This window comes from Rossellomorea oryzaecorticis (assembly GCF_045897515.1).
Classification (GTDB): domain Bacteria; phylum Bacillota; class Bacilli; order Bacillales; family Bacillaceae_B; genus Rossellomorea; species Rossellomorea enclensis.
On record NZ_JBJOSA010000018.1, the window covers coordinates 1 to 19,540 of the forward strand.

Below are 19,540 nucleotides of genomic sequence, written 5' to 3' on the forward strand. Positions count from 1 at the left end.
GGGAAAGGCAACCCCCATTACCCAAGAGAAGTATATATACAGGGAGTACTCTCTTACACATAATTATTGACACAACCAGATTTTCGCCTGAATTTCGAAGATTAATAACCAAAATCGAAAGAATAACCAATTAATTTCCATTTTTCAATGCATCAATCCCAATTTAAATCCAATCAAAAGTCCTCTTATCAAACCGAAAACCCCAATTCGAGTGTATTCAAACTGAATTTTGCGGCCACGAGTGCCTCTTTAAGAAGATTTTCAAGGTCGGCACCGGTGAAACCAAGGAATTATCTACTCCCCAACGGCCATTAAAATCACTCTACAGGTGACTCCAAATATAACCATCTCTCTTATGCTATTGACCAACTTCTCCAAAATCTTTTGACCATAAAAAAAAGCCCAAACAAATTGGGCTTAAGATCAAGATAATGCATTTTTAATCGACCTGAATAGTTCAGCAATCGCATCCAATAATCCTTTAAAGAAATCGGATACTTTTTGACCAAAGCTTTCGTCATTCACAATATCTTTGATGGTCGTTTGAATATCCTTTGTCAGATCTTCAAGCTGCTGCTGGACGTTGTCGAAGTTGATATCCAGTGACCTGATTTTATCAAACAGATCAATCAACAACTGACGGTCTTCAGTGCTGAGTTCGATATTCATCGTCTTCAGCTTCTCTTCCACGATTTGTTCCACTTCTTCTTTTGTTGCCGGATCCTGTTCCGCTATTTCCTTTTTTATTTCTGTCAGAAGTTCACTGACCTTTTCTTTATCAATCCCTGCATCCTTCGCTATTTCAGTTGCTACATTCAACTCCTCGTTCGCCACTTCCATGCGTACGGAATCAAGTTGTTCCCCGCTGACATCATATGCCTTATAAATACCAGTCAAAGCAGAGTGTCCGCTTACTTTTACGGGTGAAGCGACTTCGACATCTGCATTTTCAACACCAGCTGTCAATAATGCATTGGCATACATGGATTCTGTCACTTCTGTAATCTGATCCGGAGTCACAATCTCGACATTCAGACCCTGACCTTTTTCCTGCCTTGTAATTTTCGCAGAGGAGAACATACGGGCATTTCTATTTTCTCCCTCAATGTATTTCACAAGGTCATCCCCTGTTACAGTGAATTCCTCAACGTCGGTATTTTCATCGATTCCGAGTTCATCTTGCACGGTCTTTTTTTGCTGTTCCGATAGTGTCTCGCCATATACGACAATCGGCACCCCGAATTTTTCATTGATGCTCTCTTCTTGCTTATTGTTATCTGAAGCCATTGCAGGCTGTACGATTCCAATCACTAATAGAATAGCGAGTACAGAACTAATCAGCTTTTTCATCATTCATTCTCCTTTTTGATGCTTCAATGATTTTTGCTATTAATGCTCCCCATGAAACTTCACTCATTGTACAAGTACTTAACTAACTTTGCATCATCCTCTGGTCTTATTTTTCTACATTGTAATAGACGTTTAATATTGAAATAAGTTTCAGTTTTTTCTTTACGTTAAAGTTACCAATCCGTTACTACAGCAAAAAAACGATGATGGATCGACCCTCATCGTTTTGTCATCTGCTATAGGATAATGGTATCTCTACTTCGACACAGGTACCATTTGTATCACTGCTGATCATTACTTTACCTGAATGATTCTCGATGATTTGTTTACTGACCATGATGCCGAGACCCGTCCCATCGCTTTTGGTCGTAAAAAAAGGTTCTCCGATTCTTCCGGCAATTTCTTCAGGAATGCCTTCCCCTTCGTCAGTGAACCTGATCACCGTGACAAGATCGGACTGCTCCACTTCAATCATTACTTTCCCGCCTGCAGGCATCGCCTCCATTGCATTTTTTATGAAATTTATGAAGACTTGTTTGATGCGGTTTTCATCACATATCACCTTGCACCGGCTGCAATTGAATACCGGATTTATTTCAATGTCTTTCATGATGGCATCTGTATTGAGCAGGGTGACAACCTGATTGACCAATTCAATCAGATTCACTTCTTTCATGTCAGAAACTTTCGGTTTTGCCAGGGCAAGTAATTCGTTCAGGATTGTTTCGATTCTGTTTATTTCAGAGGAAACCACTTCAAAATAATCTTTCTTCTCGGGTATATCGCTCTCCATCAGTTGGAGGAATCCCTTTATGGATGTAATCGGATTTCTGATTTCATGTGCAATCCCTGCAGCCAGCTGCCCGGCGACAGATAATTTCTCGGATTTCATCATCAGTTCCTGGGTTATTTTTTGTTCAGAAAGGTCCCGTACAATGATATGTATTGCTTTTTCATTATTAAAGAATGTGGGAATGGCTTTCATTTCAACCTCTGCAACCGAGCCGTCGAGACAGATCAATGTATAAGGATGAGGCAAAGCTGTTTCGCCTTGATTCAAGTTCGTCACTCGGTCTTTAAGTGATTCCCTTTCGTCCTCATGAACAAAGTCGAGTATGCTTTTATTCATGATCTCTGATTTATTCTCTGCATGCAGCAGCTTCATTCCGGTTTCATTGATATATTGACACACATCATTCTTTGTAATGATGACGGTGTCTGGGGAGAATTCAACAATCCGCCTGTATAGCTCGGCGTTATGTTCCAGGTTTCTCATATCCTGTTCTGAAGCGCTCATCCCCTGTTCTTGCAGCAGCCCTATTTTGCCCTGTGCTTCATCAGACACTGTACCCGATCCCTCCATTCATGAATTGGTTTAAATTTCCTCAGTAACTACATTGTAACGAAAAACTTATGATTTGTGTATTTTTTTAGCTCAATTCTGAAAACTTAATCAAAAAAAACACCTGTCCCTTCTGCAAGTGTAAGCATTACAGCGGGGACAGGCATGCATCTTATAGAATGTCCAGCCAAATTTTAATGGCTGTACCCAGTATCAACAGGGCCAATATTGTTTGTAAGATCTTTGTATTCATCTTCTTACCTGCCATTGCCCCTAATGGAGAAGCGATCAAGCTTGCCACTACCATGATCAATGCAGGCACATAGTCTACCTGCCCTGTACTGATCTTGCCGACGGTTGAACCGATGGAAGAAATCAGCGTGATGGCAAGTGAGGATGCAATCGTCATTTTGGTAGGGATTTTAAGGACAACCAGCATGATCGGAACCAGCAGGAACGCTCCCGCAGCCCCTACAATCCCTGCACCGACCCCGACAATCAGGGACAATACGGCTGCCAGCCATTTATTGAACTTTACATCTTCAAACTTGATGTCATCGATCCCTTTTTTAGGGATGAACATCATGATGGCTGCTGCCAATGCCAGAATCCCATAGACAAGATTGATGCCATCTTCACTCATTGCCTTGGAACCGTATCCTCCGATGAAGCTCCCGATCAGGATGCTTACACCCATATAGGCGATAAGCGTCTTGTTCAAGTAGCCGCCTTTCCGGTAAGCCCATACGCCTCCGAGTGTGGCGAAGAATACCTGTACGGCACTGATGCCTGAAACTTCATGTGCTGAGAATGTCGCTACACCCAGTAATGGCGGGATATACAGAAGCATGGGATATTTGATGATGCTTCCCCCGATTCCAACCATTCCTGAAATATAAGATCCAATAAAGCCGATTAAAAATATAGTAATGATAAATGCCAAATCCATTCGTCAGTTCCTCCTTTTCATGAGCTCTTTTGATTTATGATCATACAGCTTTGCGAAATGCATCATTTTAAATGGGAACCTTTTCAAGGTTCCCATTTAGTACTCAAGCTTTTAAGATTCGCTTAGCGGACTGCACAGCGGTTTGGACCGATTTCCATTTCACGCTGCTTCTCATCATCAGGAGTAATTTTCCCCATGTTTGTTTCACGGATTTCCTGATATGCATTCGGTTGAGGAGGAAGGTTCTCGGAAACAAGCTTTCTGAACTCTTCTTCGTCTTCGATATTCAAACCGTGGTTCTTCGCAAAAAGAGTGCCCAGTTTTTCGCCGACCGTACCGTCCTCGTTCAATTCATCGATGATCATGAAGTGAGCAGGAAGTACTGTCAGTTCCATTGATAAGTTTTTATAACGTTTATAAAGACTTTCTCTCAAATCAGCAACCCAGTCCTCTGCTTTACCGGCAAGGTCCGGACGTCCAATACTGTCTACGAACAGGATATCCCCTGATAACAGATATTTCTCGTCAATGACGAAAGAAGTTGATCCGATTGTGTGTCCAGGTGAATAGAGTGCATTGATATCGATTGTTGAGTTACCGATAGCCACTTTATTGCCATCTTCAAGCGCAGCATATTCAAACGTTACTTCCTCTGCATCTTTCGGAGGCAGCCAGTAAGTCGCATTCGTCGCTTCAGCGATTTTACGTCCGCCTGAGATGTGATCGGCATGCAGGTGAGTATCGAATACATTCGTGATTTCTGCATTCTTATCTTTTGCAAAATTGATGAAAATATCAGTCATGCGTGTAGCATCTACCACTGCGGCTTCACCATCAGAAACCACCATGTATGAAAGACAGCCTTTACCTAAACGGACGAATTGATACAGTTCGCCGCCATCAGTGAGATCGCCGACTTTTACAGGTTCAAGATGTTCACTCCATGCTTTCATTCCGCCTTCTAAATAAGAAACATCCAGTCCTTCGTCAGAAAGCATCTCTGCAACCATGACGGAAGACCCTTCTTTTGCACATACAACCAGAACATCTTTATCTTTCGGAAGTTTTTCTAAAATTTCTTCCACTCCATCAAGAAGATCGAAGTACGGGATGTTAAGATATTCAAAAGTATGCCCTTCGACTTTCCAATCTTCGAAAGCATCTACATTACGTACATCCAAGATAAACAATTCTTCGTTGTTCATTACTTTTTTAGCCACTTCTTTAGGACTCATTGCTTTAACTGCCATTGTTTCAACCTCCCAAAATTTTCATCATGCATTTATATCAATCAGTGTAATTGTCACTATCAATTATTCAACGTCTGATTCGACTTCCCCTGACCATTCGCTCATGCCTGGCACTACATTGATAACATTGGCAAAACCTTTGTCGGCAAGTAATTGTGCAGCCATGTCACTGCGGTTCCCTGTACGGCAAACAACATAAATGTTTTTGTCTTTCGCAAGTTCATCCGCTTTTGCTTCCAATTCACCAAGTGGAATCGATACTGCTCCTGGAATATGTTTGAACGCATATTCTGCTTTTTCACGAACATCCAGTACGAGCGTATTTTCATCATTGAGCTTTCCTGCTAAATCTTCATTATTCGTAACAGCTTCATGCTTGCGTTCCGCACTGTCTTCGCCGCTTGATTTACGAACGAAATGCTTTAGTACATCGCCTTCTTCAATAGTACCGAGATAGTCATGACCTGAACTCTTTGCCCATGCCTGCAGATCTGCTTTAGATCCTTTATCCGTTGCCTGGATTTCGATCACTTGGCCGGATTCAAGATCTTTCATCGCTTTCTTCGTTTTCACGATCGGCATCGGACATGCCAAACCCTTTGCATCTAGAACGAAATTTGCTTCAATAGTCATAAAAGAACCTCCAATTACCTCATAGGGTATATTTTATTTCAAAAAAAATTAGATAAAGAGATTTACGTTGCCGTTTTCAGCGTCTGCTAAATATGCAGCCACACCCGCATACTCTATTTCATCCATCAGTTCATCTTTATGAAGTCCCAATAGATCCATTGTCATCGTGCAGGCAACAAGCTTAACATCTTGCTCTTTTGCCATATCAATTAAATCTGGGAGAGGCATCGCATTATGCTTTTTCATAACACCTTTAATCATTTTCGGTCCCATTCCTGCAAAGTGCATATTGGATAATCCCAATTTATCGGCACCGCGCGGCATCATTTTGCCGAACATTTTTTCCATGAAACTTTTCTTCACTGGAACCATTTCTTCTTTTCTCAGTGCATTCAAGCCCCAGAAAGTATGGAAAATCGTTACCTCATGGTCGTATGCAGCAGCACCATTTGCGATGATGTATGCAGCCATCGCTTTATCATAATCTCCACTGAAGAGAATAATATTAGTTGATTTTGTCTCTGACATCTGTTTTCCTCCTTTAAAATACAAGAGGGGGTATGTTTCCCCTCAAAAAAATTTATCCTTTTTTAATCCAGAATGTGAATACATCATTTTCTTCTTTAGAATCTACAAGTTCATGTCCACCTGACTTAGCCCAAGCAGTCAAATCACTCTTTGCACCTTTATCAGTCGTTTGGACTTCAAGGATCTGTCCTGATTCAATTTCTTTAATTGCCTTCCTTGTTTTCACGATTGGCATCGGGCAAGCTAATCCTTTTGCGTCTAGTACTTTATCTGCGTTCATTCGTAATTCCTCCTAAATGTTTGTTTATATTTTATAAATTAAAATACCTATAAGGGTATGTTAAATGATATAAAAAAAGTTGTCAACACTTTTTATTTATCTGCTTTTCACTAACAGGTTCACTGCTTCTTTCACGAATTCATCCGTGTTTTCACCGGACTCTTGTGAATCTCTCACACATTCAACAAGGTTTAAACTTACAATCAAGCCGACGGAACGATCAAGAGCCGTTTTGGCTGCTGACAGCTGGGAAATGACATCTTTGCAATCTTCCCCCTGCTCCATCATTCGTAAGATTCCACGGAGCTGCCCTTCAACACGTTTGATTCGGTTTTTAACTTGAGAATTGTATTCCATGTAGACACCTCCCAGAAACACGCTTAGTTGTGATGTGTTCTTGCTACATTGACTATAATATACCCTATGGAGTATTTAGTCAAGTGGTTCGTGAAATTTTTTTTAGGTCTGCCTATTTGACCGGAATAACTATTATATAGAGTGTACTTCTACTGCCGCTTTTGATTTCCGTGCAGGACTTCGCTTTCAGCTTACGGCACTTACGCCTCCTGCCATTTCTCACATTAGATCCTCCCGCGACTTGCTCCTCTATGTTGTGTATTTTATGTATGCCTTGAATGTTTTAAAAAGTATTCTCGGAGGTTTTAAGCATTTTTGAAGCAGTAAACGGAATGGCATAGCTCGCCAATTAGGAATAATCAGCGTTTCGGCTCAATAAGCGCTATAATGCAGCCTGAGGAACGGGAGCGAATGAGGTAATCTTTTAATTTCGGCCGGTAATCTTTCGAAAATTGGGCTTTTTCTTTGAATTCAGGGCAATAATCTTCGAATTCTCCGGAATAATCTTTGAATTTCAGGAATTATTCCACCACTTACTAAAAATATCCAATAAAAAGAACAGAAACATAAGATAAATAGTGCATGAAGCCATAGAACGCATTCGCAGATGATTCAACTTTTACCTCACGCCATGTTCAAAGCCCATTCACATTTCGGATGGGAGTCTGCGTCGAGCTCTACAATCAACCGCTGGGTCGAGTTAATATTCTTTTCTTCCTCTCAAATATAAAGCCGGATCTGATTCCTTAAAAGAAATCAAATCCGGCTTTACTTATATTGAATTGTTGCCCAAGTCCGGTTTGACTGACTGTTTGCATCCCCCGCTAATCATCCCCCCGGGGATACTTCTGACCGCAGATGCCGGGCGAATGTTTTTAGATGCCCCGGGGTGCAGATGTCTTCTTCGAGTAGTGGGATTTGGTAGAGTTCTTGTTCTGTGAATTTGGTTTTCATGAGCTGCAGGTATTCCTTTTCCTGATCTTTTCTTTTTTGAAGGAATTCTCCGTCGGCTGTTTCCGGGAGGATTTTGTTGACGATGAGGCCCTGAATGTTCAGTTGAACTCTTTTCATTAATTCGATGGCTTTTTCTGTTTCAAGGATCGGAAGCCGCTCGGGGATCAGGACAAATATGAATCCTGTCTTCGTCGGGTCAAGCAGGATGGAGCGGACCTGAGCGAATTTTTCCCTTCTTTTATGTAATGCATCAAATATAGGATCTTCCACCGGTTCGCCGTCATTCAGTAATTGGGAGTAGTTTTTATTTGTCTTCTTTCTTCTTTCAAGCATGCCGTCCATCCATACGCCCATCAACTCCGGAAGTGACAGGAGCCTGATTGTATGACCAGTGGGTGCCGTGTCAAAGATGATTTTATCAAAATGTTCCTTCTCCTCTAGGATGATCGATACCATCCTGTCGAATAAAGCTGCTTCCTCAGCACCTGGCGCCGAGGCAGCCATATCAATCTGCCGGTGGACCTCGTCAATCATCGACGACTTGATCATGCCCTTTAGGTTGCCTTTCACCCCTTTTATATAGGATCTAGTTTCCTGGTCGGGGTCAATTTCGAGTCCCCACAGATTGTCCCCCAGCTGCACTTTCTCCCCTCCGATATGTGTGTGGAAAATGTCCCCTAAATTGTGAGCGGGGTCTGTGGAAATGATCAGCGTCTTTTTTCCAGACTCAGCAAACATCATGGCAAGTGCAGAAGCAGAGGTGGATTTACCGACTCCTCCTTTACCTCCTACAAACACGATAGATTGTTTTTCAATTGTATTCATTCTCTCCCCTCCTTTCGCTGTATCAGCAGCATCTTATTCCCTCGAGCGGGGAATGCTCCATTCCCATCCGTAAATGCCAGTCATGAAATTTTTCCAGCATGAATGGATAAAGTTCCAATGTGTAATAAAATACCGGATTCGGCAACCCGAGCATGTCAGAATATAAAAGTAAGAAAAACAAGTCGTCCTCATCTCTTAATTCCCTTGCGATTTCTGTCTTATGGGGGTGCCGGATGATTTCATCATATAAATGAATGAGGCGCTTGAATTTTTCCAGCATAGCGGCGTTCATCACTATGTCCCCTCCCCTCAAAATAATGGAAGGGACCTTTTTGGCACTCAAAAAGGTCCCTTTTTTCAGGCTGTGAACTGTGTAGGATCTTCCCCTTTTTTCGAAAGCGAAGAAGCGGCTGTGATCAATATCCACAAAGTGAAAATCAAGATGATGCTTCCAAAGATGAATAGCAGCATATTCCCTTCCGTCTCACCGGCTCCAGACCATTCAAAGATCACTTGGTTGATCATGGCCCACAGTGTCATGAACATCAGGAACAGCATCGGGATTAAGGTCGCGATATAATTCCTTCCCTGTCTCTTGAGCCAGATGGTGATCAAGAGCAGGCTTATGCCTGCAAGCAATTGGTTGGATGTACCGAATAACGGCCATAGCAGATATCCGCCGGATCCGAACCCCTTAGGACCTTGTGGCAGAAGTGTTAGGGCTGCACTCGATACAACCGCAATCGTTGTCGCCACATGCGTTTTCGTCAATGGCATGACGTTATATTCCTCACCCAGTTCGGCGATGATATATCTCATCAACCGGACGGAAGAGTCCAGCGTCGTTGCAGCAAAGCTCACGATGATGACGGATACGATCGTGGCAGCTATATCAGCCGGGATTCCGAGACCTGCCGCCAATTGCCCTGCACCCTTGATAAATACGCCAAGTCCTGCTCCACTTGCAGCTGCAAACCCACTGTATGTAGCTTTGAACTCTGCGATATTCGGGAAAAATGTTATACATGCGATGATTGCAATCAGTGCGAGTGCCCCTTCACCCACAGCTCCCAAATACCCGACAAACCTTGCTTCTGTTTCATTATTCAGCTGCTTGGATGAAGTACCTGACGATACAAGACCGTGGAATCCGGAAATCGCTCCGCACGCGATCGTGATGAATAGCAGCGGGAACCACGAAACGTCGGCAGAACTGTTCGTCATCGGTGCCGTAATCTTAGGATTTGAAAATAATAGACCCAAATACAATAACCCTAGGCCGACTACCAGTTGATGCGAATTGATATAATCCCTCGGCTGCAGCAGCTTCCAAACCGGAAGCGTCGAGGCAATATATACATATATCATCAGGATGATGATCCATGCAAAGAATGCCATACTGGTAGAGCTTAATCCAAATAATGAAACAGCGCCTTCACCTCCGAAATACTGCACAAAATCGATCTGCAGGAATTCCACCCTGCTTGCCACGACAGCGGAAAGATACATGACTGCCAAAGCAACCAGCGACGGGAGAAGCATGCTTCCGCTCCGCTTATAAACCCTGTACCCTATCCAGACAGCCAGCGGTATTTGGATGAATACGGACAGCACACTTGCCGGGAAAGTAATGAATAAGTTCGCAATGACCCATGCAAAGACGGCATTTACCATCAATACGAGGATTAAAATAATGAATAAAAACAGAACCTTTGCCCGTTTTCCAATTAACTTGCTAGCCAGTGTCCCGACTGATTGTCCTTTGTTTCTCACAGAAAGGACGAGTGTGCCGAAATCATGAACTCCGGCAGCAAATACGGTACCGAGTATGACCCATAGAAACGCAGGCAGCCAGCCCCAATAAACCGCAATTGCCGGTCCGACAATCGGTGCAGCACCGGCTACAGATGTGAAGTGATGCCCCCACAGCACGAACTTATTTGTAGGAACGAAGTCAACCCCATCTTTATACTGATGTGCTGGTGTAACATAATCGGGATCCAATCGATAAATCCGTTCAGCAATCAGCTTAGAGTAATACTTATACCCTAATAAAAATACAATCCCCCCTATTAGTGCAAGCCAAATTCCTCCCATGATAATCCTCCTTCAACATGATATAGAGCAGGCAGTACATCCCATTTATTCAAGAAGGAAGTCTTGGTTGAAAATACAGAATTTTTAGAATGTAATGCTTACTACATTTTACATTGGCTTATCCCGATTTTCAACGGTAAGTTACATGGTGCATAAGCTGATTGAAATGATCAGGAAATTCGTCATATGAAAAAAGAACCGGATATCCATCCGGTTCCATTCTTAACTAACGATGATACTGTCTTCATCCGTCGGGTCCACCGCCTGAGGGATATCCACGGTCGTCCTTAACAGCGTTTCGTTGGTGTCATCCGTTTTGGGATGACTGGTTTCAGTCGGGAACTGAAAAGGGATCGTTTTTTTCTCCCCCGCTTTGATTGTTCCGATATCATTCAGGATGACCGTATTCAGCTCCTTTTCATGATATGGGAAATCACTGTCCTCTTTATCTTCCTCATACTTGTGAAGGAGGACAAGCCTTACCTCATTGATCGGCTGGTCTGCATTCCCTCCTTCAAGAATGACTTCCCCGTGGATGGTGTCCCCTTGTTTGATTTCGCCTTTACTGACCACGGTATCTACTTTGACATGACCGATTCCGATACTTGATAGAAATTTATTTAACACGTTTTAACCACCTTTCTCCTGATTGTGAAGTTTTACGCCCTTCTAAAATAAACAGACTTATACACATATATTGCTATCCCGATGCAGAAACTATCAATGAAACTTGATAGAAAGAAGGAATATGTATGAAAAAAACACTCATGACCCTTTTAACAGTATGTCTACTGAGCTTCGGCTTCAACGGATATGCAGCAGCTGAAGGACAGCCGGCCGCCCCGCAGAAAGTCAATCTGACAGATGACCAGAAGCAAGAATTGGACAAATTGCATCAGCAGTTATTCAACTCAAAGAAAGAACTGATCAATAAATATGTTGAATATGGTGTGTTCACGAAGGAACAAGGCGACATGATGCTCAAGAAGATGGAAGAACGCTACAAGAAACTCAAGGAAAACGGCTATATGATGAGATGGCACCATCACCAGGGAAAGAATCTTCATCCACAAAAGCAGCAATAAGAAGCTGGCCGAATCCATTTCCCCTTGGTTCCGGTTCCGCGGGATTCCTCCCTGCAGGAACCGGCATCTTCATGAATGGTTACCGCGCTTTACAGAGATCTAAGAATCTCTGCGGCTTCCTCCACTTGTTCCATACTCACATCATAATGCGTCACAAACCTGACTGCATAAGGACCGAAACCGCCTATCAAAATCCCCTTGTCCCTCAGGATCTCCACAAACTCTGCCGATGTGTTCCCTCTCTCTTTTACATCCGCTACGACAATATTCGTATCAACATCATTCATGATAGAGATTCCCTCACAGGTTTCCAGAGCTTCTTTAAGGATGGCGGCTTTTTTATGGTCTTCTGACAACCGCCCCCTCATATTAGTCAAGGCAACCAAACCGGGTGCAGCAAGTATACCCGCCTGCCTTAAGCCCCCTCCAAGCCGCTTTCTCCACTTCCTTGCCCTTTGAATAAATGAAGAGTCGCCGGCAGTGATCGAGCCGACCGGGGCCCCCAGCCCTTTCGACAGACAAATCTGCACCGTGTCACAATGGCGGGTGAATTCCTTCACATCTTTCCCTGCAGCAGCTGATGCATTAAATAACCTGGCCCCGTCTACGTGGAGGGGTATCGAATGCTTCCGTGCGACTGCATGAATTGCTTCCATATTTTCCGGCGAAACGATCGCACCGCCGGCCCGGTTGTGGGTATTCTCCAGACAGATCAGTCCCGTCTCGGGAAAATGCTGATCTACATCCCGAATTGCATTTTCAACAGCATCCGGGTCCATTGCCCCTTTTATGCCTGGAAGTGTTCTCGTCTGTACCCCCGCCAGAGCAGCAACTGCTCCTGATTCATAATAGAAAATATGCGAGTTCTCTTCGAGGATGATTTCATTTCCGGGGCGTGTATGCGTCAGAACCGCGATTTGATTCCCCTGTGTGCCGCTCGTGACAAACAATGCTTTTTCCTTGCCGAGTACCCTTGCAGCTTCTTCTTCAAGCTTTAGGACCGTCGGATCTTCCCCATATACATCATCACCCACTTCCGCTTCGAATGCCGCAAGCCGCATTTCTTTAGTAGGTTTTGTGACTGTATCGCTCCGTAAATCAATCATGGTATGTATTCCCCCGCTTTTATTATGTATTGATGATAGTATAACAAAAAAGCGCGCGAGCCGTCAGTCCGGAATACATAACCTTACTAAAATGAAAATAATTCCATTTACCTATAAAAAATATAATTATAGGAATATTCATAACATTCAGCTCTTTATTGTGTTACTATTTTAATGGGTAGTGTAAAGACACTTCGAAGTCAACGTGTTTCTTCTATAATATAAGCACGCATTCCGCCCTAACATGATAAATAAGGAGTAAGAAGATGAATATCGGCTCTAAAATCCGCTTCCACAGACAAAAAAAGAACCTGACACAAGAAGAATTATCAAAGGGGATTATTTCGGTATCATATCTTTCAAAGCTCGAGAATAATCAAGTCTTCCCGTCTGAAGAGATCATTCAGTTGTTATGTGAACGCCTTGGCGTATCTTCCCTTCAGAACGATGAGCAGGAATTGAATAAACTGCTTGAGAAATGGAACCGCTCCCTCCTTTGGAAAGACCTAGAGGCAGCCGAATCATACCATGATGAAATAAAAAAACTGCTGAATGAAACGGATGACCTGACTCCGCAGCTTTTATATAAAATACTCTTTATTCGTTACCAATTGATCCATTCAGACCTTGAGAGTGTCCGCACGAACCTGGTCCGCATCCATAGTCATTATAAGGAATTAAACGATACACTGAGATTTTACTACCACAGATATAAAGGCAATTACTACTATGCAGTACAACAATATGACAAAGCCCTCACAGAATTGAAAGAGGCCGAAACCTACTATGTTCTGGGCAGTGTAACAAATGAAGAAGAACGGGCTGATCTCTATTATTTATTCAGCCTCGTCCTTACGAGATTGAATATGTACAGGCTTGCGATCTATTACGGGGAAAAATCATTGTCCATCTTCCAGGGGGTGTACTTTCAGCAAAGGTGTGCTGAAGTCCACTTGCTCCTGGGTATTTGTTACAGAAGGATCCGATACAGTGAAGAAGCCCTCAAACATTATGATTGGGCAAATTTCATAAGCAAATCAATCAACTACAACAGACTCACATCCATGGTGGAGCAGAATCTGGGCTACTTAAAGTCGGTCATGAATAAAAGCGAAGAAGCGATCCAGCATTATTTAAGAAGCATCGAGTTAAAGGAATCTGACGTGGAAGGAAAGCTCAATTCCATTTTGGCACTTGTAAAAGAATACTATAAACTTAACCGCTTCAATCAGGTACGCTACTGGCTTCCTAAGGGGCTCGCACTTTGCTCAAAGGACGTGTTCCCGGGTAAATATTATCAATTGTCGTATTATCAGTACGCGTTGGATGATTTCCCGACAGGCTTTGAACACTTCATGAAGGAATATATCCTGCCCTACTTCAAAGAAAACGGTGAACAGCTTTTATATGCCGAGTATTCTAAATTCCTTGGTCAATATTATCAGGGAGTTAGGAGATATAAAAATGCAGCATTCCACTTAAAGGAATCCAATTCCATTTATGAAGAGATGCTGTCCTTATAGGGAGGTGAGAATGTGAAAAAAATGAAACAACTCGTTATCGCTGTAAGTCTGACCGCAATGGCGCTCGGTGGGGTGGTTGTGATCAATTCCCCAGAAGAAGATTTCCCGCCATACAGCGTGAAACAATAATCTTATAAACAGAAAGACTGGTTAGCCTATAACCAGTCTTTTCGTTCGTTTATTGCAAGTTGCGCGGCGGCTCTATTGTATGTGATTCCAATGCCACTTCCTTAAACAAGTCATTCCCTTCCTCTTTGTTCTTGCCATTAACGGGTGACTGCGGTATATACTGCTGTCCATTCAAGGAAAGGCTCCCGATCAATTGCCTAAGTGCAAAAACTTCTTGTTTCAAAAGATGTACATCATTATTTGTAGCCGGCCGGCTGCTTTCCTTAAGAATGAATCCCACTTGGCCGTTCGGTTCCAACGTTGCTTCTTGGACATCCGATAGCTTGCTGATCTGGTTCTGCCTCAGTTTCATTTCCAGTTGATCAACGGTAAGCCTGAGTTTTTTCAGGGTATCCGTTTGCAGTTCCCCGTCTTTTATCAGCACCTTCGACCTTCCTGTGATGAACTTTTCAATCCAATCTGCCTTGATTTGCATATATTCAATCACAACCAGGGAAACCACAAGGATCAACCCCACAAACAAAGTGGTCCATATACTCTCCCCTGCAATCGGCTGAACAAGCAGGGACCCGATCCCGATCATAATCACGACTTGGGCAAGGGACATCTGCGAAATAGACTTCCTGCCTGCAATCCGCAAAAGGAGTGTTCCTCCGAGAACTACTAGAATGGCCTTCCAAATTAAATGGATATCCAACATGATCACTTCCTTCATATAGATTTATCTTTTGAAATCATGCCGAAAATATCCATCAAATAAATAGAAATTTTCAGAACAAAGATATATAGTTAAAAAGGTAGATACCAAAGGGGGAATAAAACAATGAACACACGTTACAATGAAAATTTAGAGAGATACGCCGACCTCATCGTCAGAGTCGGCCTGAACATCCAGGAAGGACAGCAGGTACTCATTTCTGCGCCTGTCACTACATATGAATTCGTGCGCATGGTCACGAATAAAGCATACGAAGCCGGGGCACTCCATGTCATGACGGACTTCTACGATGAAGAATTGAAGAAAATCAGACTGGAAAAATCCAGTGTGGAAGGGTTGAAAGTATACCCTCATTGGAAGCAGAAGGGGTACATTGAGATGGCCGAGAACAATGTTGCACTCTTGAACCTCATCGCTCCTGACCCGTCCCTTCTCAAGGATGCCGATCCTGAGCGGGTAGCGTTACTCAATAAAGTGGGTGCAGAAGCATCCAAAGAGTTCTCGTCCTATATCGGCGGCGGAAAAATCAGCTGGCTGATTGCGGCCTATCCGACACGACAATGGGCTGAAAGTGTGTTCCCTGGCTTAGAAAGGGAAGATGCAGTCGAGAAGCTATGGGAAAATATCTTCTACACCACCCGGACGGACCGCGAAGAAACAGTGGACCGGTGGGAAAAGCATATTGGCGAACTGAATAAAAGAGCCCGCCTGCTTAATGAAGCTGGCTACCGCAAACTGCATTATAAAGGACCGGGGACCGATTTGACGATTGGATTCCACCAGCAGACGAAGTGGATCAGCGCTCAGTTCACGAATGACCGCGGGACTCCGTTTGTACCGAACCTGCCGACGGAAGAAGTATTCACGATCCCGGACAGAACGAGTGTGAATGGAATCGTTTCTTCAACGAAACCGCTCAATTATGCAGGTACATTAATCAAAGACTTCACGCTGACCTTCAAGGACGGGAAGGTAGTCGATTTCTCAGCGCAAGAGGGATATGAAACATTAAAAAATCTTCTGGCTGCGGACGAAGGTGCTTCATACCTCGGAGAAGTGGCGCTTGTCCCACATGACTCACCGATTTCAAACACGAACATCATCTTTAATAACACACTCTATGATGAAAATGCTTCATGCCACATCGCACTCGGACGTGCACTGTCCGTCTGCGTTGAAAATGGAAACAACCTGACAGAAGAAGAATTGAATGACGTCGGCTTCAACCAAAGCATGATCCACGTTGACTTCATGATTGGCTCCAATGAATTGAATATCGATGGAGAAAAAGCGGATGGCACCCTGGAGCCTATCTTTAGGAATGGAGATTGGGTGTAGATCATTGTTTATAGTCGCCGGATAATGTAAAAGTAAAAATGTAAACCCGAACATGATTCGAATTTTTTGTGTGAAATTCGGATTTGTTCGGGTTTTTTGTTAGTTTGAATGTTTTTATAAAGTGATTTTTGTAACGGTGAGGGGTTTTTTGGGTGGTAAATGGTTCGCATGGTATACCCTGGCAGGTGTTTGTAATCCATTTTGGGAAGTTATGATCCTAGTCCGAGATTTACGATCCTGTTTGTGGAATTACGATCCTAATTAGAAAAATACGTTCCTAAATAAAAATTTATGATCCTAATTCCAAATATATGATCTCATGAGAATGATTCTAAATAACTCCCACTATCCCATGTAGACCTCTCTCCTTAATTAATTTCCATAAATTACATCCATTATGACAATAAAATTTCATTTATAACATTTTCAATACCCCTTCTATCGCTTACAATAATAATATAGGGATTAAAGGAGCGATACATTTGTCAACCTTCACGAATAAACATACATTGGTTTGGAGCGGGCTGATATTGGCCACTCTTTTCATCATATTCACGATATTTAAATCATCCAACGTACAATCAAGCGAAAAAGCTTTGACGGCAGTGGAGAAATATCCAACTGTGTTTGTACATGGATACAAAGGGACCTATAATTCATTCAGAACGATGCTGGACCGCTTTGAACATCATCATGGCTGGGGAAAAAAGACACTGGAGATCTATGTGTCCGAGAACGGAAGCGTCTCCTATAAAGGTACCATTCCAAAAAACCCTTCCTCCCCTCCTTTGGTCCAGGTCATTTTCGAAGATAATCGGGCAGCACTCGACAAACAGGCAATATGGCTGGAAAATGCATTGAAGCTTATGCATCACAGCTTTCAGGTCGATAACATCAATCTAGTCGGTCATTCGATGGGCGGACTCGCTTCCACCAAATACCTGGAAAACGCCCGGGGTAAAGATTTTCTGCCTGCGACCCACAAGTTCATAACCATCGCCACCCCATTCGAAGGCGTGACGAAAGATTCTTATGATCAAATCAATACCGGGGCGGCCGTCATTGATTTAAAACCACAGTCCAGAGCGCTTAAACACCTATATCTCAATCGGCATATGATCGATCCGGGAATCAAGATCTTATCCATCGCAGGTTCCGGGGACGACGTCGTGAACGTACCAAGCGCACTCGGAAGTGAAAAACTGTTTGACCAAAATGAATTTTCATCCCAAATTGTATACGACCCGACCATCTCACACAGCGGACTCCATGAAACCACAAAAGTCGACAGGCTCCTCGGTGATTTTTTATGGGGGAAATAGTCATTGTAAGAGACTAGGATAGAACTTTATTGACTAAATAAAACCCGAATAAATTGCTAAGAGGCGAATTCATTCGGGTTTTTAATTTTTCATGTACACTCTTAGATTTAGCTATTACCAGCGGTTGATTGGAGTGCAAGACGAAGTCTCCTAACAGAAAAGCGGAAGGGCTTTGCAAAGAGGCTTATGACATTTGCCTCTAAGCCCTGCAGCTGGCCAGTCACGCTATGCTTAAAATGGGTAGGAGGCTCCCCACCCGCCCGCGAAAAGCGAAGTGTTGCACGGAAATCATAAGCGTTATTGAGAGTCTTTACTTATTTAGTTTATTTCCAGCCTTTTTTAATACCCCCCTCCTCCCCTCTCACCTCTCAATCCCCGGTTGCGTAAAATCCCCAGAAGTTCTATACTACACAAGACTATAGTTAAGTAAGGATGAAGTGCATGACTGCTGAAATCATGATAAAACCCAACCCAAAATTCACAAAACAATTTCAAAAAGGATTTCCCCTTTTGAATAAGGATAATGTTCTGACGGACCTGAATGACCTTGTGGAAGGGACGATCCTTACTCTGACAGATTCCAAAAGGAACTTCATTGCAAGGGGATATTACGGTAAGCAAAATAAAGGACTCGGCTGGCTTGTCAGCTGGAAAGAGCAAGAAGCGATCGATGGGGCATTCTTCGATCGGAAGCTCCAAAATGCCGTAAATCAAAGGCTTCATTTTTTCTATGATGAAGACACGACTGCATTCCGGGTCTTCAATAGTGAAGGGGACGGCTTCGGCGGTATTACCCTTGATTACTTCGAAGGATATTACCTGATCCAGTGGTACAGTAAAGGGGCCTACTCTTTTAAAGAAGATATCATCTCGGCCATTAAGAAACTTCCGAATTATAAAGGGCTTTACCAAAAAAAGCGCTTTTCAATTGAAGGAAAGTATGTGGATGAAGATGATTTTGTTGACGGTGATCGTCCTTCCTTCCCTCTTCTTGTGAAGGAAAACGGGGTCCAGTTTGCAATCTACCTGAATGATGGTGCAATGGTTGGCGTGTTCCTCGATCAGCGGGAAGTAAGAAAACGTATCCGGGATGAATACGCAGATGGTAAAAAAGTGCTTAATACTTTCTCATACACGGGGGCTTTTTCGGTATTCGCCGCCCTGGGAGGCGCTGCAGAAACTACAAGCGTCGACTTGGCAAACCGCAGCCTGAGTAAAACCATCGAACAATTCAGTATCAATGGAATAGACTACGAATCCGAGAATATCATCGTGGAAGATGTGTTCAAATATTTCAAGTTCGCGGTAAAAAAAGAACTCTCCTTTGATATGGTCATCCTGGATCCGCCGAGCTTTGCCCGCTCTAAAAAACATACCTTCTCTGCTTCAAAAGATTATAAGGATCTTTTAAAAGAAGCCATTGCCATCACCAAAAAAAATGGTGTGATCGTCGCTTCAACGAATTGCAGCACGTTTGATATGAAAAAATTCAAGGGATTTATTGATAAAGCATTCAAGGAAACGGGCGGTTCTTACAAATTGCTGGAGGAATACTCCTTGCCTGAGGACTTCAAGACCATCAATCAATACAAGCAGGGCGACTATTTAAAAGTGGTATTCATCAAGAAATACTGAGTTTGAGGGAAGTTTCATTTGAAACTTCCTTTTCTTTTTCTATGTGGTTCTTTTCGTATACTTTGTTGCTATACCTGAACTTGGGTATTTTCGGGTTGTCCACCCGTCTCTTGTTGAAG

The 19,540-nt window shown here is 43.0% G+C and carries 19 protein-coding genes; 5 read left to right on the forward strand and 14 right to left on the reverse strand.

The features are described from left to right. Positions 1-423: 423 nt before the first annotated feature. The 12 genes from ACKA06_RS16960 to ACKA06_RS17015 form a co-directional block, all read right to left on the reverse strand. A complete protein-coding gene (locus tag ACKA06_RS16960; RefSeq protein ID WP_411160237.1) occupies positions 424-1,353 on the reverse strand; it encodes a DUF1002 domain-containing protein in 930 nt (309 codons plus the stop codon). Between the two features lie 226 nt (positions 1,354-1,579). After that, positions 1,580-2,695: an ATP-binding protein gene (locus ACKA06_RS16965; RefSeq protein WP_411160238.1), complete on the reverse strand. Its 1,116-nt coding sequence runs from the start codon at positions 2,693-2,695 to the stop codon at positions 1,580-1,582. A 169-nt stretch (positions 2,696-2,864) separates the two neighbouring features. Further along, the gene (locus tag ACKA06_RS16970; protein ID WP_058297468.1) at positions 2,865-3,641 is read right to left on the reverse strand and encodes a sulfite exporter TauE/SafE family protein; all 777 of its coding nucleotides are present in this window, start codon (positions 3,639-3,641) and stop codon (positions 2,865-2,867) included. 122 nt (positions 3,642-3,763) lie between these two features. Next, positions 3,764-4,891, reverse strand: a complete 1,128-nt coding sequence (locus ACKA06_RS16975; RefSeq protein WP_411160239.1) for an MBL fold metallo-hydrolase — start codon at positions 4,889-4,891, stop codon at positions 3,764-3,766. Positions 4,892-4,954: 63 nt separating this feature from the next. Next, entirely contained in the window at positions 4,955-5,524 is a 570-nt protein-coding gene (locus ACKA06_RS16980; RefSeq protein WP_411160240.1) for a sulfurtransferase TusA family protein, read from the reverse strand. 48 nt (positions 5,525-5,572) lie between these two features. After that, positions 5,573-6,052, reverse strand: coding sequence for a DsrE/DsrF/DrsH-like family protein (locus tag ACKA06_RS16985; RefSeq protein WP_058297471.1), 480 nt, complete (start codon positions 6,050-6,052; stop codon positions 5,573-5,575). Positions 6,053-6,104: 52 nt separating this feature from the next. After that, positions 6,105-6,332, reverse strand: coding sequence for a sulfurtransferase TusA family protein (locus tag ACKA06_RS16990; protein WP_058297472.1), 228 nt, complete (start codon positions 6,330-6,332; stop codon positions 6,105-6,107). Between the two features lie 96 nt (positions 6,333-6,428). After that, positions 6,429-6,689: a metal-sensitive transcriptional regulator gene (locus ACKA06_RS16995; protein ID WP_058297473.1), complete on the reverse strand. Its 261-nt coding sequence runs from the start codon at positions 6,687-6,689 to the stop codon at positions 6,429-6,431. An 828-nt stretch (positions 6,690-7,517) separates the two neighbouring features. Continuing rightward, positions 7,518-8,468: an ArsA family ATPase gene (locus ACKA06_RS17000; protein ID WP_411160241.1), complete on the reverse strand. Its 951-nt coding sequence runs from the start codon at positions 8,466-8,468 to the stop codon at positions 7,518-7,520. A gap of 22 nt (positions 8,469-8,490) precedes the next feature. Continuing rightward, positions 8,491-8,748: a cory-CC-star protein gene (locus tag ACKA06_RS17005; RefSeq protein WP_032088412.1), complete on the reverse strand. Its 258-nt coding sequence runs from the start codon at positions 8,746-8,748 to the stop codon at positions 8,491-8,493. Between the two features lie 77 nt (positions 8,749-8,825). After that, the gene (locus ACKA06_RS17010; RefSeq protein ID WP_032088131.1) at positions 8,826-10,565 is read right to left on the reverse strand and encodes a carbon starvation CstA family protein; all 1,740 of its coding nucleotides are present in this window, start codon (positions 10,563-10,565) and stop codon (positions 8,826-8,828) included. Between the two features lie 222 nt (positions 10,566-10,787). Then, positions 10,788-11,192 carry a sporulation protein gene (locus tag ACKA06_RS17015; RefSeq protein ID WP_058297475.1) on the reverse strand — a complete coding sequence of 135 codons (405 nt, stop codon included), beginning with the start codon at positions 11,190-11,192 and terminating at the stop codon, positions 10,788-10,790. Between the two features lie 125 nt (positions 11,193-11,317). Here ACKA06_RS17015 and ACKA06_RS17020 point away from each other — a divergent pair, with 125 nt between their 5' ends. Then, positions 11,318-11,650, forward strand: coding sequence for a YckD family protein (locus tag ACKA06_RS17020; RefSeq protein WP_052011559.1), 333 nt, complete (start codon positions 11,318-11,320; stop codon positions 11,648-11,650). Between the two features lie 89 nt (positions 11,651-11,739). Here the strand turns inward: ACKA06_RS17020 and ltaE are convergent, their stop codons facing one another. Next, positions 11,740-12,756, reverse strand: a complete 1,017-nt coding sequence (ltaE, locus tag ACKA06_RS17025; protein ID WP_411160242.1) for a low-specificity L-threonine aldolase — start codon at positions 12,754-12,756, stop codon at positions 11,740-11,742. A 266-nt stretch (positions 12,757-13,022) separates the two neighbouring features. On the opposite strand from ltaE, the gene ACKA06_RS17030 reads away from it, so the two are divergent. After that, positions 13,023-14,279 (forward strand): helix-turn-helix transcriptional regulator, encoded by a 1,257-nt coding sequence (locus ACKA06_RS17030; protein ID WP_064563768.1) that lies wholly within the window; start codon positions 13,023-13,025, stop codon positions 14,277-14,279. 178 nt (positions 14,280-14,457) lie between these two features. Here the strand turns inward: ACKA06_RS17030 and ACKA06_RS17035 are convergent, their stop codons facing one another. Next, complete coding sequence (locus ACKA06_RS17035; RefSeq protein ID WP_411160243.1) at positions 14,458-15,123, reverse strand: DUF421 domain-containing protein; 666 nt, start codon at positions 15,121-15,123, stop codon at positions 14,458-14,460. Between the two features lie 108 nt (positions 15,124-15,231). Here ACKA06_RS17035 and ACKA06_RS17040 point away from each other — a divergent pair, with 108 nt between their 5' ends. The 3 genes from ACKA06_RS17040 to ACKA06_RS17050 all read left to right on the forward strand — a co-directional run bounded on the left by ACKA06_RS17040 (position 15,232) and on the right by ACKA06_RS17050 (position 19,421). After that, entirely contained in the window at positions 15,232-16,464 is a 1,233-nt protein-coding gene (locus ACKA06_RS17040; protein WP_411160244.1) for an aminopeptidase, read from the forward strand. Positions 16,465-16,946: 482 nt separating this feature from the next. Continuing rightward, positions 16,947-17,786, forward strand: coding sequence for an alpha/beta hydrolase (locus ACKA06_RS17045; protein WP_411160245.1), 840 nt, complete (start codon positions 16,947-16,949; stop codon positions 17,784-17,786). A 441-nt stretch (positions 17,787-18,227) separates the two neighbouring features. Beyond that, the gene (locus ACKA06_RS17050) at positions 18,228-19,421 is read left to right on the forward strand and encodes a class I SAM-dependent rRNA methyltransferase (protein ID WP_411160246.1); all 1,194 of its coding nucleotides are present in this window, start codon (positions 18,228-18,230) and stop codon (positions 19,419-19,421) included. The last annotated feature ends 119 nt before the right edge of the window (positions 19,422-19,540 follow it).